At 67.7% G+C, this 24,506-nt stretch carries 30 protein-coding genes; 20 read left to right on the top strand and 10 right to left on the bottom strand.

Features of this window, described 5'->3' with window-relative positions; translation table 11 throughout:
• Positions 1-108 precede the first annotated feature (108 nt).
• From QUG93_RS10930 to QUG93_RS10920, 3 genes are all read right to left on the bottom strand, one after another.
• Complete coding sequence (locus QUG93_RS10930) at positions 109-882, bottom strand: hypothetical protein (RefSeq protein WP_251154403.1); 774 nt, start codon at positions 880-882, stop codon at positions 109-111.
• A gap of 130 nt (positions 883-1,012) precedes the next feature.
• Positions 1,013-1,417 carry a hypothetical protein gene (locus QUG93_RS10925; protein ID WP_175325521.1) on the bottom strand — a complete coding sequence of 135 codons (405 nt, stop codon included), beginning with the start codon at positions 1,415-1,417 and terminating at the stop codon, positions 1,013-1,015.
• Between the two features lie 51 nt (positions 1,418-1,468).
• Positions 1,469-1,825 carry an ArsR/SmtB family transcription factor gene (locus QUG93_RS10920; protein ID WP_058724395.1) on the bottom strand — a complete coding sequence of 119 codons (357 nt, stop codon included), beginning with the start codon at positions 1,823-1,825 and terminating at the stop codon, positions 1,469-1,471.
• Between the two features lie 108 nt (positions 1,826-1,933).
• Between QUG93_RS10920 and QUG93_RS10915 the strand changes: the two genes are divergently transcribed.
• From QUG93_RS10915 to QUG93_RS10885, 7 genes are all read left to right on the top strand, one after another.
• Positions 1,934-3,322: an FAD-dependent oxidoreductase gene (locus QUG93_RS10915; RefSeq protein ID WP_175325520.1), complete on the top strand. Its 1,389-nt coding sequence runs from the start codon at positions 1,934-1,936 to the stop codon at positions 3,320-3,322.
• Positions 3,322-4,725, top strand: a complete 1,404-nt coding sequence (locus QUG93_RS10910) for an arsenic transporter (protein WP_175325519.1) — start codon at positions 3,322-3,324, stop codon at positions 4,723-4,725. The genes QUG93_RS10915 and QUG93_RS10910 overlap by 1 nt, the downstream gene beginning before the upstream one ends.
• 29 nt (positions 4,726-4,754) lie before the next feature.
• Entirely contained in the window at positions 4,755-5,171 is a 417-nt protein-coding gene (locus QUG93_RS10905) for an arsenate reductase ArsC (RefSeq protein WP_175325518.1), read from the top strand.
• Between the two features lie 20 nt (positions 5,172-5,191).
• Positions 5,192-6,589, top strand: coding sequence for an FAD-dependent oxidoreductase (locus QUG93_RS10900; protein ID WP_289473902.1), 1,398 nt, complete (start codon positions 5,192-5,194; stop codon positions 6,587-6,589).
• Positions 6,590-6,601: 12 nt separating this feature from the next.
• Positions 6,602-6,997 (top strand): arsenate-mycothiol transferase ArsC, encoded by a 396-nt coding sequence (locus QUG93_RS10895; RefSeq protein WP_175325516.1) that lies wholly within the window; start codon positions 6,602-6,604, stop codon positions 6,995-6,997.
• Positions 6,994-7,515 carry a GNAT family N-acetyltransferase gene (locus QUG93_RS10890; protein ID WP_175325515.1) on the top strand — a complete coding sequence of 174 codons (522 nt, stop codon included), beginning with the start codon at positions 6,994-6,996 and terminating at the stop codon, positions 7,513-7,515. The genes QUG93_RS10895 and QUG93_RS10890 overlap by 4 nt, the downstream gene beginning before the upstream one ends.
• Positions 7,516-7,883: 368 nt before the next feature.
• Complete coding sequence (locus tag QUG93_RS10885; protein WP_175325514.1) at positions 7,884-8,111, top strand: hypothetical protein; 228 nt, start codon at positions 7,884-7,886, stop codon at positions 8,109-8,111.
• Positions 8,112-8,229: 118 nt separating this feature from the next.
• Here QUG93_RS10885 and QUG93_RS16055 read toward each other — a convergent pair whose 3' ends face one another.
• The 4 genes from QUG93_RS16055 to cmtR form a co-directional block, all read right to left on the bottom strand.
• A complete protein-coding gene (locus tag QUG93_RS16055) occupies positions 8,230-9,126 on the bottom strand; it encodes an IS5 family transposase (RefSeq protein WP_374109597.1) in 897 nt (298 codons plus the stop codon).
• Positions 9,089-9,478, bottom strand: coding sequence for an IS5 family transposase (locus QUG93_RS16050; RefSeq protein WP_007929259.1), 390 nt, complete (start codon positions 9,476-9,478; stop codon positions 9,089-9,091). Before QUG93_RS16050 ends, QUG93_RS16055 begins: the two co-directional genes overlap by 38 nt.
• Before the next feature lie 322 nt (positions 9,479-9,800).
• Positions 9,801-10,484 carry a cation diffusion facilitator family transporter gene (locus tag QUG93_RS10870; RefSeq protein ID WP_175325101.1) on the bottom strand — a complete coding sequence of 228 codons (684 nt, stop codon included), beginning with the start codon at positions 10,482-10,484 and terminating at the stop codon, positions 9,801-9,803.
• Positions 10,481-10,834 (bottom strand): Cd(II)/Pb(II)-sensing metalloregulatory transcriptional regulator CmtR, encoded by a 354-nt coding sequence (cmtR, locus tag QUG93_RS10865; protein WP_251155657.1) that lies wholly within the window; start codon positions 10,832-10,834, stop codon positions 10,481-10,483. The genes QUG93_RS10870 and cmtR overlap by 4 nt, the downstream gene beginning before the upstream one ends.
• A 106-nt stretch (positions 10,835-10,940) precedes the next feature.
• Here cmtR and QUG93_RS10860 point away from each other — a divergent pair, with 106 nt between their 5' ends.
• The 12 genes from QUG93_RS10860 to QUG93_RS10805 all read left to right on the top strand — a co-directional run bounded on the left by QUG93_RS10860 (position 10,941) and on the right by QUG93_RS10805 (position 21,461).
• The gene (locus tag QUG93_RS10860; protein WP_251155656.1) at positions 10,941-11,303 is read left to right on the top strand and encodes an ArsR/SmtB family transcription factor; all 363 of its coding nucleotides are present in this window, start codon (positions 10,941-10,943) and stop codon (positions 11,301-11,303) included.
• Positions 11,300-12,226: a cation diffusion facilitator family transporter gene (locus QUG93_RS10855; RefSeq protein WP_175325098.1), complete on the top strand. Its 927-nt coding sequence runs from the start codon at positions 11,300-11,302 to the stop codon at positions 12,224-12,226. Before QUG93_RS10860 ends, QUG93_RS10855 begins: the two co-directional genes overlap by 4 nt.
• A gap of 59 nt (positions 12,227-12,285) precedes the next feature.
• Positions 12,286-14,301: a bifunctional copper resistance protein CopD/cytochrome c oxidase assembly protein gene (locus tag QUG93_RS10850; RefSeq protein ID WP_289473901.1), complete on the top strand. Its 2,016-nt coding sequence runs from the start codon at positions 12,286-12,288 to the stop codon at positions 14,299-14,301.
• A gap of 151 nt (positions 14,302-14,452) precedes the next feature.
• Positions 14,453-14,869, top strand: coding sequence for a hypothetical protein (locus QUG93_RS10845; protein ID WP_175325097.1), 417 nt, complete (start codon positions 14,453-14,455; stop codon positions 14,867-14,869).
• 387 nt (positions 14,870-15,256) lie between these two features.
• Positions 15,257-15,850 (top strand): M23 family metallopeptidase, encoded by a 594-nt coding sequence (locus QUG93_RS10840; RefSeq protein WP_344714282.1) that lies wholly within the window; start codon positions 15,257-15,259, stop codon positions 15,848-15,850.
• Positions 15,851-15,862: 12 nt separating this feature from the next.
• Entirely contained in the window at positions 15,863-16,459 is a 597-nt protein-coding gene (locus tag QUG93_RS10835; RefSeq protein WP_175325095.1) for a copper resistance CopC family protein, read from the top strand.
• Between the two features lie 23 nt (positions 16,460-16,482).
• Positions 16,483-17,715, top strand: a complete 1,233-nt coding sequence (locus QUG93_RS10830) for a M23 family metallopeptidase (protein WP_251155654.1) — start codon at positions 16,483-16,485, stop codon at positions 17,713-17,715.
• 15 nt (positions 17,716-17,730) lie between these two features.
• A complete protein-coding gene (locus QUG93_RS10825) occupies positions 17,731-18,408 on the top strand; it encodes a DsbA family protein (RefSeq protein ID WP_175325093.1) in 678 nt (225 codons plus the stop codon).
• A 23-nt stretch (positions 18,409-18,431) separates the two neighbouring features.
• Positions 18,432-19,022 carry a TlpA family protein disulfide reductase gene (locus QUG93_RS10820; protein ID WP_251155653.1) on the top strand — a complete coding sequence of 197 codons (591 nt, stop codon included), beginning with the start codon at positions 18,432-18,434 and terminating at the stop codon, positions 19,020-19,022.
• Positions 19,019-19,603 carry a signal peptidase II gene (locus QUG93_RS10815; RefSeq protein ID WP_175325091.1) on the top strand — a complete coding sequence of 195 codons (585 nt, stop codon included), beginning with the start codon at positions 19,019-19,021 and terminating at the stop codon, positions 19,601-19,603. Before QUG93_RS10820 ends, QUG93_RS10815 begins: the two co-directional genes overlap by 4 nt.
• 40 nt (positions 19,604-19,643) lie before the next feature.
• A complete protein-coding gene (locus QUG93_RS10810) occupies positions 19,644-20,372 on the top strand; it encodes a cytochrome c biogenesis CcdA family protein (RefSeq protein WP_289473900.1) in 729 nt (242 codons plus the stop codon).
• Between the two features lie 165 nt (positions 20,373-20,537).
• Positions 20,538-21,461: a cytochrome c oxidase assembly protein gene (locus QUG93_RS10805; RefSeq protein WP_175325089.1), complete on the top strand. Its 924-nt coding sequence runs from the start codon at positions 20,538-20,540 to the stop codon at positions 21,459-21,461.
• 78 nt (positions 21,462-21,539) lie between these two features.
• Here QUG93_RS10805 and QUG93_RS10800 read toward each other — a convergent pair whose 3' ends face one another.
• The 3 genes from QUG93_RS10800 to QUG93_RS10790 all read right to left on the bottom strand — a co-directional run bounded on the left by QUG93_RS10800 (position 21,540) and on the right by QUG93_RS10790 (position 23,795).
• Positions 21,540-22,253: a M23 family metallopeptidase gene (locus tag QUG93_RS10800; RefSeq protein WP_175325088.1), complete on the bottom strand. Its 714-nt coding sequence runs from the start codon at positions 22,251-22,253 to the stop codon at positions 21,540-21,542.
• A 385-nt stretch (positions 22,254-22,638) separates the two neighbouring features.
• Positions 22,639-23,235, bottom strand: coding sequence for a DUF305 domain-containing protein (locus tag QUG93_RS10795; protein ID WP_289473899.1), 597 nt, complete (start codon positions 23,233-23,235; stop codon positions 22,639-22,641).
• A 107-nt stretch (positions 23,236-23,342) separates the two neighbouring features.
• Positions 23,343-23,795: a hypothetical protein gene (locus tag QUG93_RS10790; RefSeq protein WP_251155650.1), complete on the bottom strand. Its 453-nt coding sequence runs from the start codon at positions 23,793-23,795 to the stop codon at positions 23,343-23,345.
• A 228-nt stretch (positions 23,796-24,023) separates the two neighbouring features.
• Between QUG93_RS10790 and QUG93_RS10785 the strand changes: the two genes are divergently transcribed.
• Positions 24,024-24,500 carry a DUF4396 domain-containing protein gene (locus QUG93_RS10785; RefSeq protein WP_251155649.1) on the top strand — a complete coding sequence of 159 codons (477 nt, stop codon included), beginning with the start codon at positions 24,024-24,026 and terminating at the stop codon, positions 24,498-24,500.
• Positions 24,501-24,506: the final 6 nt, after the last annotated feature.

Raw genomic sequence — 24,506 nt, 5'->3', positions numbered from 1 at the left:
TTATTTGGCAGTCCCGCCGGTCTTCCTCAGACCTGAGTGACCACGCGGTGGCGTCGTGACCGCTCGCTACCTCGGCGCCCGCGAGGAGTGGTGTGTCCCTACTCGGCGTTACGCCAGCCCGGCGCTCAGATCGTCGTGCCGAACTGCCCGTCGTCGATGCTCGATGCTGACTCCGCCAGGGAACAGGTTGATGAGGACCAGTAGGTACGCCTCGTACCACTCATCTGCGATCTCTTCAGCGCGGCGGATGCGCTGGAGATCCTGCTCGGCGAAGCTGATTAGCTCCGGGTATTCGTCTTTGTCGACCGGTTTGTACGTGCCAGCATCCAGCCATCGATGTTCATCTGCCTGCCAAATCAGGCCAACGTAGTCGCGTTCATCGCCGGACAAGGGCTCGAAACCGAACTCCCAGTTGTCGGCCCACGCCTTTCCGAGCTCACTTGCGACGTAGCCGTCGGGTTCCGGCGTCTCGTCCGGGATTGGTTCATGGGGGTACCGCATGATGGTGTTTCCGTCCGCTGCGTAAAACACAACCTCACCGGTCAGTAGGGCGTAGACCACTGAGTGACGTTTACCTCTGCTGGCGAGATCGCCGCGGAACATCCACAGCGCCATGTCCGCCTGCTTCTGCCAGTCGTCCCATGCCTCCGCAGGCTCCGGCAGCGTCTCGCCGGGTGGCTCAATCGTCCACATGGTTCGGTCCCCGAGGACCCACGTCAGAGTGGCCCGTTGAGTCGCATCGGGTTGGAACCGCAACGTCTCTGGCCCGTTCTCCTCGCCGGCGACGGTCAGGCGGGGAGCGTTGAAGTGACGGCGGACCGCAGAGTGGTCGACCTGATGCGCCGGCCATTGATAGCGGATCTCGAGCACTACCGTCGCCACGCGAACCTCCCGCGACGTCGTACTGGTCGCTGACTCAGCGTGCCGTCTCCGTCGTCGGGCTCGTTGGGAGTGGTCGCCGCCACGGTCCCATGCTCTACCGCTTTGCTGGACGCGGGTTTCGATCGTTCGATCAGAATTGGATGTAGCCGTTCCAAGCTGCCTCTGCTTTTGCTCCGTCATCACCGAAGATGTCAGGGTCGACTGGGAAGTGCTCGTTCCGGAAGTGGTCCAGCTCCAGCTGCGCACGATCTCGGAGTGTCGCTCGGTCCTCGTCAGGATGTCCCAAAGCAAGCATGGCGGTGCGCCGCTCGATGACGGCATCCCACAGTTGTCGTCGGCTGACTTCCGCGATCAGTTGCGAAGCAACGAGCATCGAGTTGAACTCAAGCGATCCAGCGAATCGGTCCATCAAGGTGACAAGGTCTCTGTCCTTCACCTCGGTGAACACCTTCGGCTGCTTGCGTTGCTCCTCCATCATCCAACGGATCTGTGCACGGGCGTCCGCAATTGGGTTGGATTCTTGCTCGTCGGTCATGTCTTCATCCTCACCGTGCGGAGGCTTCATCGCGAGGTGAGTTTGGTGATCTCAGCGGGTGGGTGAGGTGAGCAGTGCCGCGACTGATTCGAGGGCGCCGGGGACGAGGGAGAAGTAGGCCCACGTGCCGCGCTTCTCCCGGTGCAGGATGCCGGCGTCGACGAGCACCTTGAGATGGTGCGACACGGTCGGCTGAGACAGGCCGAGCGGTTCCTGCAGGTCACAGACGCACGCTTCTGCACCCTCGTGCGCGGCAACCATCGAGATCAGCCGGAGCCGCGCAGGGTCAGCGATCGCCTTCAACGACTTCGCGAGGACTTCGGCGGACTCCTGCGTCATCGCTTCCGTCGTGACAGGCGAGCAGCATGCGGTGACGTCCTGGATGGGAAGCAGCTCGATCGTCGTCATCGCACCATCATCCCACGCCCTTCGATGCAGGTCTATATTTGCGTTCATCGATATCGACGTGCTTCGATGTTCCTGCTCGACTTCCGATCGATCTAAAGGACCGACCCGATGACTCACCTTGTTGCCGTTGGGGGCAGCGACGCCGGCATCGCCGCAGCGCTCCGCGCCCGTGAGCTGGACCCGTCGACCGACGTGACGGTGGTCCTCGCCGACGAGTTCCCGAACTTCTCCATCTGCGGCATCCCCTACTGGGTCTCCGGCGACGTCGCTACGGAAGCGTCTCTCGCGCACCGCACCCGCGGAGACCTCGAAGCCGCCGGGATGACCGTCCGCTCCTCCACCTGGGCTTCCGCCGTCGACGTCGACCGCCAGTTGCTCTCCGTCACCGGCCCGGCCGGTGAGGAGCAGATCGCCTACGACGAGCTGCTGATCGGGACCGGCGCGGAGCCGGTCCGCCCGGCCGGGATCCCGTTCGGTAAGCCCGGCATCCACCTGCTGCACTCGATGACCGACGCCGAGCAGGTTGTCGCCGCCCTGGAGCTCCTGCCTGCCGGCAGCCGCGTCGCGGTCGTCGGCGCCGGCTACATCGGTCTCGAGATGACCGAGGGGCTCGTCGCCCGCGGGTTCGACACGACGCTGATCCAGCGCGGCCCGGAAGTGCTCTCCACCCTCGACCCGGGACTCGGGTCCCTGGTCACCGAGGAGGTCCGTCGGCACGGTGCGACGGTGCTGACCGGTGCGACCGTCACCGGAATCACGCCCGCTGGCGGCGGGCAGTGGAGCGTCGCGACTACCTCCACGTTTGGGGACGCCGCCGGAACGTTCGCGCTCGTGGTGGTCTGTGTCGGGGTGCGGCCGGTGACGGATCTCGCGGTCGCGGCAGGTGCGCAGCTCGGGCAGGCCGGCGCGATCGTCGTCGACGAGCAGATGCGCACCGGGGTGCCGCACGTGTGGGCAGCGGGTGACTGCGTCGTGACACACCACCGCCTGCTCGGGACGACCTGGCTGCCGCTCGGGACAACCGCGCACAAGCAGGGACGCGTCGCCGGGGAGAACATGCTCGGCGGGTCCCGGACCTTCGCGGGCTCGGTGGGGACGCAGGTGGTGAAGGTGTTCGACCTCGTCGCCGCCCGCACCGGCCTCCGCCACCACGAAACCGCCCCGCTGGACGTGTCGCCGCTGACCCGTGTCACGGTCGCGGACGACCACAAGCGGTACTACCCGGGTGCAGTGCCGTTGACGATCAGCGTCACCGGCGACCACACGTCCGGACGGCTCCTCGGGGCGCAGATCGTCGGGGAACGCACCGCGGAGATCAGCAAGCGGATCGACACGTTCGCCACCGCCCTGCACGCCGGCCTGTCGGTCGACGACGTCATCGACTTGGACCTCAGCTACACGCCGCCGCTCGGGTCCCCGTGGGATGCCGTGCAGGTCGCCGCGCAGGGCTGGGAGCGCGCCGCCGCGGCAGCGAACCCAGCCGGGGTGAGCGTCTGATGGTGCTGGCTGTCGTCGCTGCGGCGATCTTCGTCGCGACGCTCGTGGTGGTGATCTGGCAGCCCAAGGGCTTCCCGATCGGCTACACCGCGCTCATCGGTGCCGTCATCGCTCTCGCGACCACGGTCGTCGGGCTCGGGGACGTGCCGACGGTAGTCGGGATCGTCTGGAACGCGACGCTGACGTTCGTCGCGGTGGTGCTGATCTCGTTGATCCTCGACGAGGCCGGGTTCTTCGAGTGGGCCGCTCTCCACGTGGCCCGGTGGGGTCGCGGGAACGGTCGGCTGCTGTTCGTGCTGATCGTCGGCCTCGGCGCGGTCATCGCGGCCGTGTTCGCCAACGACGGGGCCGCGCTGATCCTCACCCCGATCGTCGTCGGGATGCTCCGCGCGCTGAACATGCCGGCGAAGGCGGCGCTAGGGTTCATCCTCGCCACCGGGTTCATCGCCGACACCGGCAGCCTCCCGCTGGTGGTGTCGAACCTGGTCAACATCGTCTCCGCCGACTACTTCAGCCTCGGGTTCGCCGAGTACGCCGCCGTCATGGTGCCCGTCGGCATCGTGTCCGTGCTGGCGTCCCTCGGGATGCTGCTGGCCTATTTCGGCAGGAGCATCCCGAAGCAGTACGACGTCCTCGCCCTCACCCGGCCCACCGCCGCGGTGAAGGACCGGGCGACGTTCCGCGCCGGATGGGTGGTCCTCGCCGTGCTGCTGGTCGGTTACTTCGCCGCGGACCCGCTCGGGGTTCCCCTCGCCGCGGTCGCTGGTGTCGGCGCGGTCGTGATCGTGCTCGTCGCCGCCCGGCAGCCCGCGTTCCTCTTCGCCCGCCAGGCGGCGTCCCCAGTCCTCGTCACCACCGGCGGCACCGCCACCGTCACCGCCGGCAGTGGTGGCCCCGGTGGTGGGTCGGGGCGGGTGATTCCGGTGTGGAAGACGATTCGAGAGGCGCCGTGGCAGATCGTGCTGTTCTCGATCGGCATGTACCTCGTCGTCTACGGGCTGCAGAACCAGGGCCTCACCGACTACCTCGCCCGCCTGTTCGACGTGTTCGGGGACCACGGGGTCCTCGTCACCGCGCTCGGGGTCGGATTCGTGATCGCGATCCTCGCGTCGCTGATGAACAACATGCCGACCGTCCTCATCGCCGCCCTCGCGATCGGCGGAGCCGGCGCGACCGGGCTCACCCACGAGGCGATGATCTACGCCAACGTCATCGGCTCCGACCTCGGCCCAAAGATCACCCCGATCGGGTCGCTGGCGACCCTGCTGTGGTTGCACGTGCTCGACCGGAAGGGCATCCACATCGGCTGGGGACAGTACTTCCGCACCGGCATCGTCCTGACCGTCCCCGTCCTCGCCGTCACCCTGACAGCCCTCGCCGGCTGGCTCACCCTCATCCGATGACCACGCCCACGCCTACCGAAAGCACCGCCATGACCGCGACCCCCACGATCCTGTTCGTCTGCGTCCACAACGCCGGCCGCTCCCAGATGGCCGCCGGCTACGCCCAGACCCTCGGTGGCGACCGCGTGCAGGTCCTCTCTGCAGGCTCCGCGCCGAAGGACCAGATCAACCCCGTCGCGATCGAAGCGATGGCGGAGGACGGCATCGACATCGCCTCAAACCAGCCGAAGATCCTCACCACCGACGCCGTCCGCGAGTCCGACGCGGTCATCACGATGGGCTGCGGCGACGCGTGCCCGATCTTCCCCGGCAAGCGGTACGAGGACTGGGACCTCACCGACCCCGCCGGGAAGGGCATCGACGACGTCCGCCCCATCCGCGACGAGATCAAGACCCGCGTGCAAGCGCTCCTGGCCGAGCTACTGCCCGCCGAAGCATCCGCCTGACCACCGGAAGGACCATGACCATGACGCTCACCCTCACCGTCCCACCCCATGCCGACGCGGACCGCCTCACCCGGCTGCCCGTCGCCGTCATCGGCGCCGGCCCCGTCGGGCTCGCCGCGGCCGCGCACCTGCTCGAGCAGGGTCTGCCCGTCGTCGTCTACGAAGCCGGCGACCAGGTCGGCACGTCCGTCCGTGCGTGGGGGCACACCAGGCTGTTCTCCCCGTGGCGGTACGTCATCGACGACGCAGCCCGCCGGCTCCTCGAACCCACCGGTTGGGCTGAGCCGCGCCGGTCGTCGCTGCCGACCGGCCACGACCTCGTCGCCCAGTACCTCGAACCCCTCGCCCAGACGCCCGAGCTGGCACCGGTGATCCGGTACGGGGTCCGCGTCGAAGCGGTGTCCCGGCAGGGCATGGACCGCACCCGCTCCGCCGGCCGCGCCGACACCCCATTCCTCCTCCGCCTCCACACCGCGGACGGCGTCGAGGACGTCACCGCCCGCGCCGTCGTCGACACCTCCGGCACGTACACGTCCCCGAACCCGCTCACCGCCGCCGGCCTCGACCCCACAGCCGACCTCGGCGACCGCATCGCGCACGCTCTGCCCGACGTGCTCGGTGTCGACCGGGTACGATTCGCCGGGAAGCGGGTCCTCGTCGTCGGTGCCGGCCACTCGGCCGCGAACACGCTCATCAAGCTCGCCGCCCTCGCGAAGGACGAACCGGGCACGACGCTGCTGTGGGCGATCCGGAACGCCGGCACTGCGCGCCTCGGCGCGGACGCCGCTGACGGGCTCGCCGCACGCGGGCAGCTCGGCTCGAATGTGCACGGGCTCGTCGAGTCCGGGCAGGTCGACCAGCTTGCCTCGTTCGAGATCGACGACGTCCGTCCTGACGGCGACCAAGTCACCGTCACCGGCCGCCGCTCCGGGGAGCCGTTCACCGTCATCGTGGACGTTGTGGTGAACGCGACGGGGTTCCGGCCTGACCTCGACATGCTCCGCGAGATCCGCTTGGGCCTGGACGACATTGTCGAAGCACCGCGGGCGCTCGCGCCGCTGATCGACCCGAACCTGCACTCTTGCGGCTCCGTTCCGCCGCACGGTGTCGCGGAGCTGGCGCACCCGGAGCCGAACTTCTTCATCGCCGGCATGAAGTCCTACGGCCGCGCCCCCACGTTCCTGCTCCTCACCGGGTACGAGCAGGTCCGCTCCATTGCCGCGGAACTCGCCGGCGACCACCAGGCCGCCCGCGACGTGCAGCTCGTGCTCCCCGAGACCGGCGTCTGCACCACCGATGTCGGCGGCTCATCCTCCTGCGGTGTTCCCGCGACGACCGAAGCGGCTGAGGGGTTGTCGTGCTGCGCCGCGCCCGCGCCGGCCGCGCCGCCCGCCAGCAGCTCCTGCTGCACGAACTGAACCGGACCCCACATGACCGACAAGCCCACCGTGCTGTTCATCTGCAAGCACAACGCCGGCCGCTCCCAACTCGGCGCAGCCCTTCTCGAACTCGCCGCCGACGACCGCTACACCGCCACCTCCGCAGGGGTCGCCCCCGCCAACGAGGTGAACCCGTCGATCGCCGTGACCGTCGCGGAACTCGGCCTCGACATCAGCAACCGCACCCCACGGCAGGTCACGCCCGAGCTGCTGGATCAGGCCGACGTCGTCGTGCTGATGAAGCCCGGCCTGAACCTTCCCGCGACGCCCCGCGGGACGGTGTTGCAGTGGTCGTTCCCGGACCCGGACTCCTGGTCCCCCGACGACGTACGCCCCATGCGCGACGCCGTCGCCGCTCGCATCCAGGACGAGCTCCTGCACCCATGACCGACGACACCCCGGTCTCCATTCGGCCGATGACCGCCGCCGACTGGCCAACTGTCGAGGCGATCTACCGGGAGGGCATTGCCACCGGGAACGCGACGTTCGAGGCGGAACCGCCGACCTGGGAGGCATTCGACGACGGGAAGCTGCCCGAGTATCGGTTCGTCGCCGTCGATGGCGACGAGGTCCTCGGCTGGGTGGCGGTCTCTCCGACCTCCGCCCGGCCGGTGTACCGGGGCGTCGTCGAGCACTCCGTCTACGTCGCCGCCGCAGCGCGCGGCCGCGGCGTCGGACACCTGCTCCTCGACGCACTGATCGCGTCGACCGAGGCAGCCGGCATCTGGACCATCCAGTCCGGGATCTTCCCCGAGAACACCGCCTCCCGAGCCCTCCACGCCCGCCACGGGTTCCGCGAACTCGGCACCCGCGAACGCATCGGCCTCATGACGTTCGGGCCGTGGGCCGGACAGTGGCGCGACAACGTCCTCGTCGAACGCCGAAGCCCCCACGCCGGCTCCTGAGCAGGAGCGGCACGCCCCGATCCGCATGCTTGCAGGTATGTTCCCAAACCCGCTATGCTGTGGCACGCGTCATTAGTGCGCGCAAAAAGCCAGTCCATCGGACTGGCTTTCGTCATGTCCGGCCTGAATCGTAGGCTGGAACCGCTCGGAACGACTCTGCCCTCAGCGCAGCACCCGAGCACCACGAACAGGCCGGTCCCGTCAGGGCCGGCCTTTTCCATGCCCGCAACGCGCGAGCACACAGCAAGCCGACCGCTCCCGCATAGGGGTACCACTCGCCCACCGGGCGCTCGCGTCGGCTTCCGACGCTCTAGACCCCCGCCCACAACGGGCGGGCTGGCCACACGGCCAAACCCGAAGGAGGCAACATGCCCATCACCGACACCACGGTGGACATGCTGACGGCCTTCGGCGGCACCATCCTGACCGGCGTCATCACGGTCGTCCTCGCCGTGCTCGGCTTCCTCCTGCGCAAGCAGGTCGTGGAGCTGGTCAAGCACATCGTGGACGTCGTCGACGATCGCACGCTGGCCAGAGACCCCGAGCGGGCACGCATCGTCGCAGAACTGCGACGAGCCCGCCTTGGGAAGAAGTAGCCGCCGAAAAAACGCCAACCCTCATTCGGGAAGGAGAGCTCTACCTTGACTTGTATCGATAGGGGTGCCTCATGTGAGATTGCAAGCACCAATGGCCCGTCTTCCTAGGGCGTGTTGATCAAGAAGGTGCGGGGTGGCCAGCCGCCGCGAGTTGCGCGGGAGAATGGGCGTATGAAGATCCAGGTGCTGCATATCGAGGATTGCCCGAATTGGCAGGAGGCGGGCGATCGAGTACGGCTGGTGCTCGACTCGATCGGACGGGGCGATGTTCCGGTGGAGTTCGTGTTGATCCGCACCGAGGCTGAGGCGGTGAGCTCTGGTTTCGCGGGCTCGCCCACGATTCTTCTGGACGGTCAGGACTTGTTCCCGTCCCAGGGGAACACTGCCGACTTGGCGTGCAGGGTCTATCTGACCGAGCGCGGCTTTGCGGGTGCGCCGACGGTGGGACAGCTTGAGCGCACGCTGCAGGAGCGCGAAGCGCTCGGCGGAGATCGGTCTTGATCCAGATCAGCGCCGCGGCGAGGCTGACGGCGGCTCGGTAGTTGCGGGCGAGTTTGTCCGAGCGCATCGCGATGCCGCGCCACTGCTTGAGACGGTTGAAGCAGCGTTCTACGACGTTGCGTCCCTTGTAGCGTTCCTTCTGCTTGTCGCCGAAAGCGATCGGCCGGCCCGGCTTCTTGCGGCGGTGCGCGATCTGGTCGTCCCGCTCGGGGATGGTCGCCGCGATCCTCCGGTCGCGGAGCCAGGCGCGGTTCGCCCTTGAGGGGTACCCCTTGTCGGCGAGCACCCGGTCGGGGCGGGTGCGGGGGCGGCCCTTCCCGTCGCGGGGAACGCGGATGTTCTCCAGCACCGCGCTCATCATCGTGGTGTCGTTGATGTTCCCGGCGGTGATCATCATGCTCAGCGGCCGGCCGCGGCCGTCGCAGACCAGGTGCAGTTTGGTCGTCAGCCCGCCGCGGGAGCGTCCGATCCCGTGATCAGGCGGCTCGGACCACGGATTCTTGTGATTCGGCACAGCCCCCTGTGTCCCGGGCGAGGGTCGCGCCGTGCTGATGCACGCGCGCGATCGTGGAGTCGATCGAGACGACCCAGTCGATTTCCCCAGCGGCGTCGGCCTGCTTCTGCACCTCGGTGAGCAGCTTCTGCCAGGTGCCGTCCCCGGCCCACCGGTTGAACCGCTTGTAGATCGAGTTCCACTTCCCGAACCGTTCCGGAACGTCACGCCACGGCGCACCGGTCCGGTACTTCCACGCCATCCCCTCGATAGCGAGCCGGTGATCCGTCCACGGCCGCGACCGACCGGTCACCGTCGGCATCAACGGCTCCATCACGGCCCACACCTCGTCAGAGATCTCCTGTCGCGTCACCGTTCAAGACTCACCCACCGAGGAGCGGAACCTCTTGATCAACACGCCCTAGCCAGATGGGCCGCGGGACGGTCTGCCGAGACCCCTACAGACCGAGCAGGCGACATGCACCCACCCGCCGCTCGACGTCATCGAGACTGTCGTATCGGAACCGGAGCCCCGAGCGGAGCATGCACACCTGGCACTGTTCCGGCAGCGCCTCGACGTCCGCGACGGGCTCTCGATCGTCCGCAGACCAGAGCCGGTACCCGTCCGCGATGGCCTCGAACTCGAACCAGTCGAGCAGGAACCGCTCCCCGCGCTGCACAAGGAGCCCAGCCCGTCAGCAGCAGTCGCAGGTGTCGACGTCGCGCTCACCGGTCAGCGCCGACACCGGCTGCTTACACGCGTCGCCGCGCCAGGCCTCCAACCCCTCCCGGACCGCGAAGACCACCACGACCAGCCCCGCCACCGGGTCAGCCCAAGTCCACCCGAACAGCGTGTTCAGCAGTAGGCCAACCAGGACCGCGGCGGACAGGTAGCTGCACACGAGGGTCTGCTTCGAGTCAGCGATAGCGGACGCGGAGCCGAGTTCCTTCCCGGTGCGCCGTTCCAGCAAGCTGAGGAACGGCATCACCGCGAGGCTCACCGCGGCGAGGACGATGCCAACGGTGCTGTGCTCTGGCTCGCGAAGCCCGGCGAAGGTGAGGCCGGCGTCGACGGTGACGTACAGCGCGAGGCCGAAGAACGACACCGCGATGACCTTCAACGCGGTGCGCTCGCGCGCTTCCGGGTCGCGGCCGGCGAACTGCCACGCGACCGCTGCAGCGGAGAGCACTTCCACGATGGAGTCGAGACCGAACCCGATCAGCGCTGTGGAGGACGCCACCGTGCCGGCGGCGATCGCGATCACGGCTTCGATCACGTTGTAGGTGATCGTCGCGGCGACGATCCACCGCACCCGTCGCTGCAACAGCGTCCGACGCGCGGCGGTCAGGGGCGCACCAAGCTGCATCGCGGCGCTCATGCGCCGGCTCCGCAGCACAGCGGGACGTCGCAGTCCTCGTCCGTACACTCGGCGCCGTCATCGACGGCGAGAACGACGTCGACCAGTGCGCCCAGCGCTCGCGTGAGGTGCGGGTCCGCGATCTCGTACCGGGTGCTGCGCCCCTCCGGGACGGCGACGACGATGCCGCAGCCGCGGAGACACGCAAGGTGGTTCGACACGTTCGTGCGGGTCAACTGCAGCTCGTCCGCCAGGCGTGCCGGGTAGCCGGGTTCGTCCAGCAGCCGAAGCAGGATCCGGGCTCGGGACGGATCGGCCAGGGCACGTCCGAGACGGGTCATCACGTCAAGCCGCGAAGCAATGGTCAGCATGCGGTGACTATACAGTCTCCAATGACGTGTAGCTGGTAGTTGTCGACTACAGAAACCGACGGACACGGCGTTGCCGTCTGCCTGCTCGCCATGCAAGGATATTCGCATGAGCGAATATTCGAACGTGGGACTGTCGGAGTTTGACGATGCTCACGTCGAGATTGCGGCCGAGATCTTCTCGATGCTCGCTGATCCCACCCGGATTCGCCTGATCCTGGCGTTGCGGGAGGACGAGTTGTCGGTGAACCATCTCGCGGCGACGGTCGACCGGTCGCAGGCGGCGGTGTCTCAACACCTGGCGAAGCTGCGGATGGCGCGGATGGTGACCACCCGGCAGGAGGGCAATCGCGTGTTCTACCGGCTGGCGAACGACCACGCGAACAAGCTCGTGCACGACGCCATCTTCCAAGCCGAGCACACGGTCGGCGACGTGGTGCGACACCACCACAGTGCGGAGCACGACGCATGAGCACCGGACATGACCACGCCGCGGACGCGCACGCGCACGCAGTGAATCGCAAGCGCCTCGCAATCGCGTTTTCGATCACGGCGACGATCCTTGTCGCGGAAGTGGTCGGCGCGATCCTGACCAACAGCCTCGCCTTGTTGGTCGATGCGGCACACATGCTCACCGACGCCGGCGGCCTCGCGACCGCGTTGATCGCAGCGAACCTCGCACGCCGACCGGCCACAGCGAAGCGCACGTGGGGGTTCGCTCGCGCGGAAGTGCTGTCTGCGACCGCGCAGGCTGCGGTGCTGCTGGCGGTGGGTCTGTTCGTGCTGATCGAGGGTGTTCAGCGGTTGTTCGCGCCGCCGGAGATCGCTTCGGCGGGGCTGCTGACGTTTGGTGTGATCGGCCTGGTCGGCAACATCGCGTCGATCCTGGTCCTGGTCAGCGGACGAAACGCGAACTTCAATCTTCGGGCGGCGTTCCTCGAGGTCGTCAATGACGCGCTCGGGTCCGTCGCGGTCATCGTCGCCGCGCTCGTCATCACGGTCACCGGATGGGGTGGCGCGGATGCGATTGCGGGGTTGCTGATTGGCGTTCTGATCCTTCCGCGGGCCTTCAAGCTGCTTCGTGAGACAGTGAGCGTGCTGCTTGAGACCACCCCGTCGGGTCTGGACCTCGACGCGGTGCGGCAGCACCTCCTGGAACGGGACCGCGTCGTGGATGTGCACGACTTGCACGCCAGCCAGATCGCGACCGGACTGCCCGTGCTGACGGCGCACGTCATCGTCGACCGCGACTCCTTCACAGACGGTTCACTGCCGGCGCTTCTGGATGAGCTGCAGACCTGTGTCGCCGAGCATTTCGAGGTCAGCGTCGAGCACTCGACATTCCAGCTCGAACCTGCCGGTCACACGCAGCACGAGCACACCCCACACACCTGATCGGACTCCATGCCCCGCACCGACCACCGCACCCAAACCCGCGCAGGCAGGTGGCTTCGGTGACCGCTCCCACAGCCTCTCAGCAGCTCAGCCGACAGGGTGCCAATACGGTGACGGTGCTGACCGTCGCCGTGCCCGTTGCCCTTGGCTGCGCGCTGCTCGGCCTGACGATGACCGGCGCGCTGAACGAGGAAACGCAGCTCGTCGACGCCGGCAGCCTCGTCCGTTGGGGCATGCCCGTCGCACGAGTCCTACATGACGCGATGGCGGCCGTCACTGTTGGGCTGTTGATCGTGGCCGCGTTCGCGTTGCCGGCCCGCCGCACCGACCACGGCGCTGTCTCCAGCGTCCAACACCGTGCTGCCCGGTGGGCGGCAACATCGGGAGCAGTCTGGTTCCTCGCCGCTGTCGCGGGCATCGTGTTCACCGGCGCGAACACAATTGGCGCTCCCATCGGCAGCGCCGTGTTCAACCGGATCTTCCCGGAGTTCTTGTTCCGCCTGGAGGCAGGCCAGGTGTACCTGGTGTCCGCCATCGCGGCGCTGATTGCAACAGTCCTCGCCGCCTTCGCGACTCGCGTAACGACCCTCGCTGTCGCGACCGTTGCTGCGCTCTTCGCGCTGCTGCCACTATCTCTCTCCGGTCACGCCGCGGGTTCCCTGGAACACGCCAACGCCGTGAACTCCCTGGCGATTCACCTCGTCGGGGTGTGCGTATGGGTCGGGGGGCTCGTCGCGGTGCTGCTGCTGCGGACCCGCACCAAGGGTGCCACCGGCCGGGTCATCGCCCGCTACTCGGCCCTTGCCGGGTGGGCGTTCGGCGCGGTCGCGTTCTCCGGCGTTGTGAACGCTTCGCTCCGTCTCACCGGCCCGCTGGACCTGGTCACCACCTCCTACGGGTGGCTGATTACCGTGAAAGCTGGAGCTCTGGTGCTCCTCGGCGTTGCTGGTGCGGTCCAACGACGAAAAATCGTCCCGGGGCTGCTGCGCGAGCCCACGAACCGACGGCTGTTCGTCCGGTTCGCGTTAGCGGAAATCGTGTTCATGGCGATCGCCATCGGCGCATCCGTGGCCGTATCTCGCAGCCAGCCGCCGATCCCACAGGCCCCTACAGTTGGCGCGGACACGCGCGACGGGCTGATCGGGTACACGTACCCGGATCCGCAGACGCTTCAACGGTTTCTCACCGCATGGCACTGGGACTGGGTGTGGACCGCCCTCGCCGTGACCGGGATCGTCTGGTATCTCCTGGCCGTCCGGAAACTACGGCAGCGCGGCGATCGGTGGCCGATCGGTCGCACGATCAGCTGGGTGCTCGGCTGCGCGGTGTTCATCTGGACGATGAACGGCGGCCCCGCCGTGTACGGCATGATCCACTTCTCCAGCCACATGATCCAGCACATGCTGCTGATGATGTTCGTCCCGTTGCCGCTGGTCCTTGGCGGTCCAGTTCTCCTTGCCCTCCGGACCCTGCCGATCCGCAACGACGGCTCCCGTGGCGCCCGCGAGTGGCTGCTGCTGTTCGTGCACTCGAAGTGGATGCAGTTCCTCGCCCAACCCGCCGTCGCCGGTGTCATCTTCGCCGGCTCGCTGGTCGCGTTCTACTTCACAGGTGCGTTCCAAGCGTCGATGCAGTCCCATGAATGGCACGTCGCGATGGTGCTGCACTTCGTGCTCAGCGGGTACCTGTTCTTCTGGGTCTTCGTCGGAATCGACCCCGGCCCCCGCCGGCCGCCGTACCCGATCCTGATCATCGCGTTGCTGGCGACGCTGGCGTTCCACGCGTTCTTCGGCGTCGCGGTGATGAGCAGCGCAACCGTGTACGCGCTCGACTGGTTCCGTGCTCTCGGACAGACCGACACCGCAGCGCTCCTGGCGGACCAACGCACCGGCGGCGGGATCGCCTGGGGAGCGGGTGAGTTGCCGATGGTGTTCGTCGCGCTCCTCGTCGTCCGGAACTGGCGACGCTCGGAAGAGCGCACCGCGAAACGCCTCGACCGGCAAGCTGACCGGGACGGCGACGCAGACCTGACCGCCTACAACGACCGGCTCGCCGCCCTCAACGACCGTGACTAGCCCAACAGCAGCACGACCCGCCACTGGCGCCGGTTTGCAGTGCTCTCCCATCCGGATCCCCGACAATCAGCGCGGCGGCAACACGCCACCATCCAGTCTGTGCGGCGCGAACGCGTCCTGCACACTGGATGAAGCCGCGCACGGCCCCCACATGATCATGACGACACTTCGCCACGACCTCCCGCTCCGGCTGCTTCGAGCAGTCACCGCGGTCGTTGCTGCCGTCTTGCTGCTGCTGGGTGCGCTAACACTGCAGAACCTCGCCAGCCACACCGACGAAGCAATCCCGACGCTCACCGGCGCCGTCGCATCTGCCCTCGACACAGCCGAAGTCGACCCGGCGGCGACGCATGTGGATGCGGAGCATGGTGCCGCGAGCATCTTCTGCGCCCTGCTCGGGTTGGCGGCGATGGTCGTTGGCGCGGTCGCCGCGCTGGCAGCGATCACCTCGCCGCGGCGGTCGCTGTTCACCCTGTCGCAGATGCTCGCCCGTGTGGCCATGGTGCCGCGGCGTATGGCAGCACCATCAGCGGTATCGCTGACGGTGCTCTCGATCGCGCGCGTCTGATCACTCTTCCAGACGACCCTGCGCTGCGGGGCCGTCAGTTGCGTCCTGCCCGCACCTCACCGGAAGACCTTTCGACGCGTGAATACTCCCGCACCCACCCCTGCCAACTCCGAACGTCCCTTGGCTCCACTGACCCGCCGTGAAGCCCTTGCCGCTGAGCGCCTCGAAACCCGTTCGCGCCCCGTCACCCGCAGACGGGTGACTGCAGGAACCGGTGGTCGCAGCACCCCTCGCCGGACTGTGACGCCGCCGGCTCCAGTCGCAACGTCCGCTGGTCGGGCGCGTCCCGTCCCGTCAGCTGCAGCCGCGACGGCGGCAGCGGCAGCGGTGGTGCTATTCGCGTCCGCAGCCCTCCCGGGCCCGACTGCGGTCGCGGCCACACCCGGGATGCCACTAGCAACTGCGGCGCCCGCGCAGACACTGACCGTCGCAGCCGCAGCACTCGACCCGAACCTCACCCGCGACAGCTTCACGGTCTCCGCCCCTGCACCGGCCCCCGCGACGTCGGCAGGCTCGTCAGGAATACCGGCAGTGGGGGCGTCGACCGGCGGTGGGGACGTGCAGTGGCCGTTCCCCGGCCCGGTGCCGATGAGCTCCGGGTTCGGGTACCGGATCGCCCCATGCGCAACCTGCTCAAGCGCCCACCAGGGGCTGGATTTGACGCCTGGTATGGGGACGCCGATCGGTGCCGTCGCTGCCGGCACCGTGCGCGTCGCCGGCCGACATTCGGAATTCGGCCAGTACGCGATCATCGACCACCGCATCAACGGTCGACTGGTTTCCACCCTCTACGCACACATGATCGTCGGCTCCTCGCCGCTGCGGGTCGGGCAGACCGTGGCCGCAGGCGACCGGGTCGGTCTCGTCGGTTCCTCCGGCCGGAGCACCGGCGCGCACCTGCACCTCGAAGTGCACCAGGACGGCACCACGCCCATCAATCCGGACACGTGGCTTCGCGCCAACGCTGGCCGTGTCTTCTAGGAAAGGTTCCCCGTGCGTCTTCGCGCTCTGATCGCCACCGCAGTTCCCGTTGCGGTCCTCGCCGCTGTCCTCGTCACCGCAACCCCAGCCGCAGCCCACGACGCCCTCGCGTCCGCCAACCCAGCCGCCGACAGTACTGTCGCCGGGGACCTCGACCAGATCACCCTGACGTACTCAGAGCCGCCGCTCGCAGCGCTGGAGAGCGGCATCATCATCAGCGTCGTCGACCCGGACGATGAAGAAGTCACCACCGGCCAGATCACCGTGGACGGCAGCACCCTCACCAAGCCGATCACCATCACCACGCCCGGTTCCTACACCGTCACCTGGCGGAGCGTGTCTGTCGACGGTCACCCCATCTCCGGCAGCTACCAGTTCACCTCCACCGGCAGCACACCCTCCCCCACCCCATCCGCGTCAACCCCGCAGGAGACCCCCACTCCGACAGCTGCAGCGTCATCCGCGGCGACTCCTGCCGCCTCCGGCGCGGAATCGGCCCCGAGTAACAGCGCCGGAATCTGGGTCCTTGCCGGCCTGACCGCCCTCTTCATCGTGGCAATCGTCGGGATTCTTCTCCTCACTCGCCGCCGCCCGAAGGCACCCGAGTGATGCGCCGGCATGTCCTCGCCGCCGTGACTGCCCTCACTGTCGCCGTCGCCAGCTTTGTCATAGCCGTCCCCGCCGCCGCGGCGACCGCGCCGACATGGGCTGATGTGCTCGAGGCGCGGAAGAGTGAAGCGGCCGCGGAATCGAAAGCCGCGGAGATCACTGCCCTGGTGCAGCAGCTCGAAACCGCGACCGCCGCAGCGAAGCAGACTGCAGCAGCCCGCGGCAAGGAGCTGCAAACTGCGCAAGATGCAGCGGACACCGCAACCGGCAAGTACGACACCCTCACCAAGCAAGCCAGCACCGCCCGTTCAGAAGCAGCAGGCGCTGAGGAGCAGATCGCGGCGTGGTCGGCGTACCTGTCCCGGTCGGCCGGGCGTGACCTGACCGCATCGATCACCGCGGATAGTGACACCCTCCTCGAGCGGCTCGGCACCGCGTCAAAGGTGACCGACACCATGAACGCTGCGCTCGAGGACGCGGCAACCCGCGCCGGAACCGCGGAGGCGTTAACCAAGCAAGCAGCCGCCGCCCGCCGCGAACGGGACCGGTTGCAGCAGAAGGCAGCTGACACCTTCGCTGCCGCTACGGCAGCCGCCACAGAGGCTGCCGAGGCCGAGACGGCGCAACGATCCCGGAAGCAGGAACTCACCGACCAGCTTGCAGTCCTGCGGGACCACACGCTCAACACCGAGTCGGCGTACGCAGAAGCGGAACGGCGCCGCGTCGCAGCAGCCCGAGCGGAAGCTGCCCGGATCGCCGCAGCAGCAGCTGCGGCCCGCGCAGCACAGACCCCACCAAGCACTGCAGACTCAGCGGCTGCACCAGGCGGGAACCCAGGGGCCGCGTCGTCGTCCGGATGGACGAAACCGATCCGGTCGTACTCGTCGTACCAGGCCTACGGCAACCGCCTCCACCCAATTCTCAACTACTACCGGCTGCACGCCGGCGACGATTTCGGAGCCGCGTGCGGCACCGGCCTCTACGCCGTCGCTGCCGGCACCGTCACCTACGCGGGCCCCTATGGCGACTACGGCAACCTCATCACCATCGACCACGGCGGCGGCGTCACCAGCAACTACGCGCACATGTTCTCCTCGGGGGTGCTCGTGCGAGCTGGCCAGAAAGTCAGCGCCGGCCAGACCGTCGCCGCAGTCGGTAACGCCGGCCTGTCCACCGGCTGTCACCTCCACTTCGAGATCCGTCAGAACGGCACCCCCGTCCCCCCGACACCGTTCCTCAACGCGCGCGGCGCGTGATTGAAAGGCCAGCACATGACCAAAAGCGCCCGCATCGGCATCATCTCCGGCGTCATCGCCGGAGCGCTCGTCATCATCCTCATCGCCGTGTTCGTCATCCGGGCGAACATCGAAAACACCCGTGCTGGTACTCCAGCCAGCACGGCAGCGGCCACAGCTGAAGCGCTCACGCCGACGCACGTACTCGGCGAGGAAGGCGACGGAGCGATCACCGTCGTTGAGTTCCTCGACTTCGAATGCGAAGCGTGCGGTGCGTTCTACCCCTACGTCGAACAGCTCCGGAAGGACTACGCCGGCAAGATCACGTTCGGGTTCCGCTACTTCCCGCTCCCCGGACACGGCAACTCCCGCACCTCCGCAAGCGCAGTCGAAGCAGCAGCTCGCCAGAACCAGCTCGAGCCGATGTACCAGCGGATGTACGAGACGCAAGCCGAGTGGGGTGAGCGGGGCACCGACTCCCAGGCCGACCGGTTCCGCGGCTACGCCGAAGACCTCGGCCTCGACATGCGACAGTACGACCGCGACGTCGACAGCTCCAGCGTGCAGAAGCTCATCCAGGACGACGTCAACCTCGGCACCCAGCTCGGTGTGAGCAGCACCCCGACGTTCTTCATCAACGGCAAACCGGTCACGCTGCAGTCGTACACCGACCTGCAGGACGCCGTCGACGCAGCACTCGAGGAAGCCCAATGAGGCCCCGGCAAACCCGGATCATCGTGGCAACCGTTGTGCTCGCCGTCAGCAGCGCGCTCGTGCTCACCGGCTGCTCCTCCAACAGCGACACCAACACCGGTCTGAGCGCGCAATACCGTGACGGCGGCACGAAAAACTACGTCTCCGGGGACGGCACTGTCACCCAAGTGCCCACTGCGAACCGGAAAACCGTCATCGACTTCGACGAGGTCTCCTCGGACGGAGAACCGATGCGCTCCGCCGACCTTCAGGGCAAGGTCGTCGTGCTCAACTTCTGGTACGCCGCATGCCCGCCGTGCCGCGCGGAAGCGAAGCACCTCAATACCGTCTGGGATCGCTACCAGGACCAGAACGTGCAAATGATCGGCGTGAACGTCCGCGACGCGAAGGGCACAGCGGACGCCTTCGAACGGCGCTTCAACATCCCCTACCCCAGCGTGCTCGACAATGATCAGGCCCGGATGCAGTTGGCGCTCTCCGGTGAAGTAGCCCCGAACGCTGTCCCCACCACCATCGTGCTCGACACCAAGGGTCGCGTCGCCGCTCGCATCGTCGGCGCGATCGATGGACCCGGCACCTTGTCCACACTCATCGACGACGAGCTGCGCCGATGACGCAGCCCGCACCCGTCGGCGCTGACCGACAACGATCACGCTGGCGATCCCGGCGCACACTCATCGCGGTCATCGTCACCGGTACCGCCATCGCGGTCCTCGACCAGATCAGTAAGCAGTGGGCCCTCTGGCACCTCGACCCGCACCGGACGATCCCCCTCGTCGGAGAGCTGCTCGGCCTGCGGCTGGCCTTCAACACCGGGGCAGCGTTCTCCCTCGGTAGCGACACGACCTGGATCCTGTCGCTGGCCTCGACCGTTGTCGTCATCGGACTCCTCACCCGAACCGTCCTCGGCATCCCGCCGAAATACACCGCAGGAGTCGGCGTGCTGCTCGGCGGCGCCGTCGGCAACCTGTTAGACCGGCTCGCCCGCGGCGACCAATTCGGCAGCGGCGTCGTCGTCGACATGATCAACTACGCCAATCTGGCCATCGGCAACATCGCCGATATCGCCATCGCGGTCGGCGTCGGCCTCCTCGCCCTCACCTACGCACGCACCTCGCCGTCCAAACGCCGCCACCGCGGAGCTACCACCGCCACCACCAACGCGGCGACCTCGACGTCAGAGAAGCTGCGATGACCTCGCTCGACGCAGCCTGCCCACGTGAGGAGCTGGAACGATGAACTGGCAGGACGCCGTCTTCAGCGGGCAGATGATTGCAGCGATCCCGATCGCGCTCTTCGCCGGCCTGATCTCCTTCGCATCCCCGTGCGTGCTGCCACTCGTGCCGGGCTACCTCGGCTACGTCACCGGATCCGTCGCCGCATCCACGACCAGACGCACCATCATCGGCGCGCTGCTGTTCGTCACCGGATTCGGCATAGTGTTCATCGCCTACGGTGCACTGTTCGGCGCCCTCGGTACTTGGCTCGTGCAATGGCAGGACCTCATCATCAGGCTCCTCGGCGTCATCGTCATCGTGATGGGAGCAGCCTTCATCGGGTTACTGCGCCCACTGCAGCGCACCGTCCGGACGTCCTGGCGGCCACCCACGGGACTCACCAGCGCACCGCTCCTCGGCGCGACCTTCGGTCTCGGCTGGACCCCGTGCTTCGGCCCCACCCTCGCCACCATCACCGCACTCAGCCTCGACGCGGGCACCGCGGGCCGGGGCGCACTCCTCGGCCTGGCCTACTGCCTCGGCCTCGGGATCCCGTTCGTCCTCATCGCAGCCGGACTGGGCTGGGCGAAGAACACCGTCCGGTTCCTACGCACCCACATCCGCGCGGTCAACATCATCGGCGGCGCGATCCTCATCCTCACCGGCGCGGCCATGGTCACCGGCGTATGGACACGCATCATGTACGCCATGCAAGCCCTCATCTCCGGAACCACGATGCCGATCTGAGACCAAGCCACGACGACCCAGTTCCCCCCGCTGAGTCGCCGACTCAACGCGATCAGCCGTCACCACCGCAGACGAGGAAACGATGCAACCGCCACTCACCGACAGCGTTCACCGAGAACGAGCTCGACGGAGCTGCCCGGTTGAACAGCAGGAGCGACTGTAACGATGCCCCGTCTCGATTCGAACGTCCTCTGGTCCTGGGCGACGGGACCGCTGTCGCCCGTAGCGGTCGTCGCTGTTCTCCTAGCGACGACCTACCTCGTCCTGTACGTCAACGCCCGGCGCGGACCGCGTGCCCCAGCTCTCGGTCGGGCCGTGGTGTTCATCCTCGGGTGCGCGGTCATGTTCACAGCGACGACAACCGGCCTCCAGACCTACAGCCGCGAGCTGCTCTCAGCGTTCATGTTCCAGCAGCTGACTCTGCTGCTGATCGTCCCGCCGCTGCTGATTCTCGGTTCCCCGGGAACGGTGCTCCTGCGAGGCATGCCGCGTCGCGGATTCGGCCGCCGTGTGCTCAGGCTGGCGGTCGGCGTTCTCCGATCCCCGTTCGCCCGGCTGATCCTGCATCCGCTGGCAGTCGTGCCGCTGCTCGTCGTGCCCCTCTTCGGGCTCTACCTCACCGGGGCAGCGGATGCGCTTCTCTCCACGGAAGCAGGTCGAATCGCGCTCCAACTGACGTTCGTGGCTCTTGGCACAGTGATCATGCTGCCGCTCGCAACCGTTGACCCACTTCCCCGGCGCACGTCGTACGTCATCCGCATCGTCGATGCGTTCGTCGAGATGCAGATCCATGCCGCATTCGGGCTCACCCTGATGTTCAGCAGCGCACCCCTTGTGGCGACATTCGCCTCGCCGAGCGCCGAGTTCGAGACCACCGCACTTCGCGATCAGCAACTCGCCGGAGGTCTGGTCTGGACGTACGGCGAGCTACCGGTCGCCATCATCCTGCTCGCCAGCATCATCCGTTGGCAGCGACAGGACTCCCGAAAAGCCGCTCGCGCCACTCGCGAAGCCGACCGGCATGGAGACACTGAGCTCGACAACTACAACGCCTACCTCCAAGGCCTCCGACAAGGCAGTGGGCGCTGACTCGCATTGTTATACGAGGGCGCCCCCTCCACCCGTCTTAATAGCCGATGGCTGGTTGGACACCGCTGGGGCTAGGTGCTACAGCGTGCGTCCGGCGTTGGCGGTGAGCCACGGGATCGGGTCGATGGGTGTGGTGCCGCCAGGCATGACCTGCAGGTGCAGGTGCGCACCGGTGCTCGCGCCGGTGTTGCCGACGAGGCCAACGAGTTGCCCGACGGCGACGGTGTCGCCTGGGCGAAGCGGCGAGGAGCCGAATATCATGTGCGCGTACAGGGTGGACACGAGGCGACCGTCGATCTGGTGGTCGATGATGACGTACTGCCCGTACTCGGGGTGCGTTGTCGACACTCGGACAGTGCCGGCAGCGACAGCTCCGATGGGGGTGCCGGCGCCGGGGGTGAGGTCCGCGCCCTGGTGAATCGACGAGCAGGTCGCGCATGGGGCGCTTCGCGGACCGAACGGTGAGCTGACGGTGATAGTTCCGGCGACAGGCCATCGGATGTCGCCGATTCCGGTGTTCACGATCGTGCCGCCCGTGGTCGTGGGAACGCTCTGTTTCGTCGAGGCCGGTGTGGCCCCCGTTGGCGCGGCCTGCGAGGCGGGTGCGGTCTTGGTGATCACGGGCTTCGGGGCCGGCTTGGTGATCGTGTACCCATCGCGGTCGACCGTGAGGGCCAGCCCGGACGCGGTGAAGCTCTGCCCGGCGGCGGCAGGAGCGACACTGGACACGACTGCGGCGGAGCCGGTCGTCGCCTGCGCGGGCAGCGCCGCGGCAGCGGTGAACAGCGCCATCGCGGCCGCGGCACCAGTGATCGGGACCGCGGCGAGAACGCGTGACCGCAGTGAGCGGACCGGTGTTGCGGGTGCAGCCGCGACGGTCGGTAGCGGCCGCAGCGCCGGCTGGGCAGCGGCAGTGATCGTCGCGGTTCGGGTGCGGCTGGCGGTCGGGGCTGAGGCGGAGCGTTCGGCGGCGAGGGCTTCGCGGCGCGTCCGGGGTGCGGGAATGGCGGGGGTCAGGGGATGCTGCTGAGGCACGGGCAGGCTCCAAGAGTGGTGGTGGCCGGCAGGCCGAAACGGGAGGGGTGACCCGAACGCAAGTCGAGCAGGGAGGAGAGGGCGGGCCGGTCGTGGGCCGCGGCAGGAAAGGGGGGAGCCCGCCGCGACCCACGCCGGGGCTTTAGAGGGACGCGAGCATGTCCTGCATCTGGGTGATCTGCTCGGTCTGGCTGGACACGATCGACTTCGCCATCGCGACGGCGTCGGTGTTCTTGCCCTTGTCGACTTCGGTCTTGGCCATGTCGACGGCGCCCTTGTGGTGCTGGATCATCTGCTCGAGGTAGAGCTTCCCGGCGTCCTTCGCGGACGCCTTGTCGAGGTCGGTCATGTCGGAGTCGGACATCATCCCGGACATGGAGTGCCCCATCCCGGAGTGCTCCGACTCGACCGGCTCGCCCCAACCCTTGAGCCAACCGGTGAGCTGGTTGAACTCCGGGGACTGCTCGGCCTTGATCTGCTTCGCGAGTCCAGCGACGTCGGTATCGACGCCCGAGCCCTTGGCGAGGAGCATGTCGCTCATCTCGACGGCCTGCTTGTGGTGCGGCAGCATCATCTGCGCGAACATCACGTCCTGGTCGTTGTGCGCCGACGCCGCCGACGTCGACGAGGACGACGAGCCCGCGTCGGAGCCGCTATTGCTGGTGGAGCAGCCTGCGAGGGTGAGGCCGAGGGTCAGCGCGGCAGCGATCGCGAGCGTGCGCGTGGTGGTGGTGTGCATGATCTTCCGTTCCCGTGAATGCGTCAGGCGTTCCGGGCAGGCGGACGCCTCCCGGTTCTGGGCATGCGGAGGCCACCCATCGGGGGTGGGATCCCGCTGGGGGCGGATCAGATGCGGATGATCTGCAACGCCGTCAGTGATGGCGGTTTCGGTGCCGCGATGCGGCGCGGCAGCCGGTCAGCCAGCGCGAGAAGCCGCGCGAGCAGGTAGAGGATGCCGCCGGTCCGTGCGCGCAGCAGCGCCCACGTGAACAGGGCGATCGTCAGCGCGCACGCCATCCCCATCAGCGAGCACATCAGCGCACACAGGCCGCTGTCGCAGCCCGCATCGGTGAGGACGGTCATCACCGCAGTCGCAGGAGCCGCGTGCTCGGTGTGGCCGGCGGCGACGTGGCTGTGCTCGGCGGTGGCTGCGGGAGCAGCCATCGGGTGCTCGTGGCCGGCGGTGTGCCCGGCCATCGTGTGCATCAGGACCGTGAACCCGACCAGCAGCAGCAACGCCAGCGTCGCCGTGGCCTGCAACAGCAGCCGGCGACGCGGGGAGGTGGCGGTGGTGAGCATCAGTCTTTCGAGCAGACGGGTCGGAGGAGCGCTTCTATGGTGCGGTACCCCGAACGGCGGCGGCAACCTGGTGTCCGGATTCACACCGAACCCGCCGCGACCGGCCGAACCGGGAACATCGCGTGGAGTTTCGCGTTACAGCGCATGGTACCCCCTAGGGGTATATGTGAACTGTTGGCGTCGACCGCGCCAGATCGGAGCAGCATGGACACGCACGAGCACCATCAGATGAGCGGAGACGAGCACGCCGGCCACAGCGGCGGGCACGGGGCGACGACGTGGTCGATGGCTGCGCAAGCGACGCTGCACTGCCTCACCGGCTGCGCGATCGGTGAGGTCCTCGGCATGGTCATCGGCACCGCTGCCGGCTTCCACAACGCCGGCACGATCGTCCTGTCAATCGTCCTCGCGTTCATCTTCGGCTACGCCCTCACCATGCGCGGCGTCATCAAGTCGGGTCTGAGCCTCGGCGCTGCGTTCAAGGTCGCTCTCGCCGCGGACACCGTGTCGATCGCGGTCATGGAGCTGATCGACAACACCGTCATCGTTGCGATCCCCGGCGCGATGGACGCGCAGCTCAGCGACTGGCTGTTCTGGACGGCGCTGCTGTTCTCCCTCGCGATCGCATTCGTGATCACCACGCCCGTGAACCGGTGGATGATCAGCCGCGGCCTCGGCCACGCCGTCGTCCACGGCCACCACTGACCGGTC

The organism is Curtobacterium caseinilyticum (assembly GCF_030363035.1).
GTDB classification, from domain to species: domain Bacteria; phylum Actinomycetota; class Actinomycetes; order Actinomycetales; family Microbacteriaceae; genus Curtobacterium; species Curtobacterium caseinilyticum.
The sequence above is the reverse complement of the archived record's forward strand: the minus strand, read 5'-3'. Positions and strand labels throughout refer to the sequence as shown.

Bases quoted from the DNA above. Each gene is read 5' to 3' on its own strand.
- QUG93_RS10895 (WP_175325516.1), top strand. From the start codon at position 6,602: ATGACCGACAAGCCCACCGTGCTGTTCATCTGCAAGCACAACGCCGGC.
- QUG93_RS10810 (WP_289473900.1), top strand. From the start codon at position 19,644: ATGAACTGGCAGGACGCCGTCTTCAGCGGGCAGATGATTGCAGCGATC.
- QUG93_RS10890 (WP_175325515.1), top strand. From the start codon at position 6,994: ATGACCGACGACACCCCGGTCTCCATTCGGCCGATGACCGCCGCCGAC.
- QUG93_RS10800 (WP_175325088.1), bottom strand. From the start codon at position 22,253: ATGGCGCTGTTCACCGCTGCCGCGGCGCTGCCCGCGCAGGCGACGACC.
- QUG93_RS10815 (WP_175325091.1), top strand. From the start codon at position 19,019: ATGACGCAGCCCGCACCCGTCGGCGCTGACCGACAACGATCACGCTGG.
- QUG93_RS10795 (WP_289473899.1), bottom strand. From the start codon at position 23,235: ATGCACACCACCACCACGCGCACGCTCGCGATCGCTGCCGCGCTGACC.
- QUG93_RS10915 (WP_175325520.1), top strand. From the start codon at position 1,934: ATGACTCACCTTGTTGCCGTTGGGGGCAGCGACGCCGGCATCGCCGCA.
- QUG93_RS10845 (WP_175325097.1), top strand. From the start codon at position 14,453: ATGATCATGACGACACTTCGCCACGACCTCCCGCTCCGGCTGCTTCGA.
- cmtR (WP_251155657.1), bottom strand. From the start codon at position 10,834: ATGCTGACCATTGCTTCGCGGCTTGACGTGATGACCCGTCTCGGACGT.
- QUG93_RS10855 (WP_175325098.1), top strand. From the start codon at position 11,300: ATGAGCACCGGACATGACCACGCCGCGGACGCGCACGCGCACGCAGTG.
- QUG93_RS10790 (WP_251155650.1), bottom strand. From the start codon at position 23,795: ATGCTCACCACCGCCACCTCCCCGCGTCGCCGGCTGCTGTTGCAGGCC.
- QUG93_RS10860 (WP_251155656.1), top strand. From the start codon at position 10,941: ATGAGCGAATATTCGAACGTGGGACTGTCGGAGTTTGACGATGCTCAC.
- QUG93_RS10920 (WP_058724395.1), bottom strand. From the start codon at position 1,825: ATGACGACGATCGAGCTGCTTCCCATCCAGGACGTCACCGCATGCTGC.
- QUG93_RS10905 (WP_175325518.1), top strand. From the start codon at position 4,755: ATGACCGCGACCCCCACGATCCTGTTCGTCTGCGTCCACAACGCCGGC.
- QUG93_RS10910 (WP_175325519.1), top strand. From the start codon at position 3,322: ATGGTGCTGGCTGTCGTCGCTGCGGCGATCTTCGTCGCGACGCTCGTG.
- QUG93_RS10870 (WP_175325101.1), bottom strand. From the start codon at position 10,484: ATGAGCGCCGCGATGCAGCTTGGTGCGCCCCTGACCGCCGCGCGTCGG.
- QUG93_RS10840 (WP_344714282.1), top strand. From the start codon at position 15,257: ATGCCACTAGCAACTGCGGCGCCCGCGCAGACACTGACCGTCGCAGCC.
- QUG93_RS10900 (WP_289473902.1), top strand. From the start codon at position 5,192: ATGACGCTCACCCTCACCGTCCCACCCCATGCCGACGCGGACCGCCTC.
- QUG93_RS10805 (WP_175325089.1), top strand. From the start codon at position 20,538: ATGCCCCGTCTCGATTCGAACGTCCTCTGGTCCTGGGCGACGGGACCG.
- QUG93_RS10825 (WP_175325093.1), top strand. From the start codon at position 17,731: ATGACCAAAAGCGCCCGCATCGGCATCATCTCCGGCGTCATCGCCGGA.
- QUG93_RS10785 (WP_251155649.1), top strand. From the start codon at position 24,024: ATGAGCGGAGACGAGCACGCCGGCCACAGCGGCGGGCACGGGGCGACG.
- QUG93_RS10885 (WP_175325514.1), top strand. From the start codon at position 7,884: ATGCCCATCACCGACACCACGGTGGACATGCTGACGGCCTTCGGCGGC.
- QUG93_RS10925 (WP_175325521.1), bottom strand. From the start codon at position 1,417: ATGACCGACGAGCAAGAATCCAACCCAATTGCGGACGCCCGTGCACAG.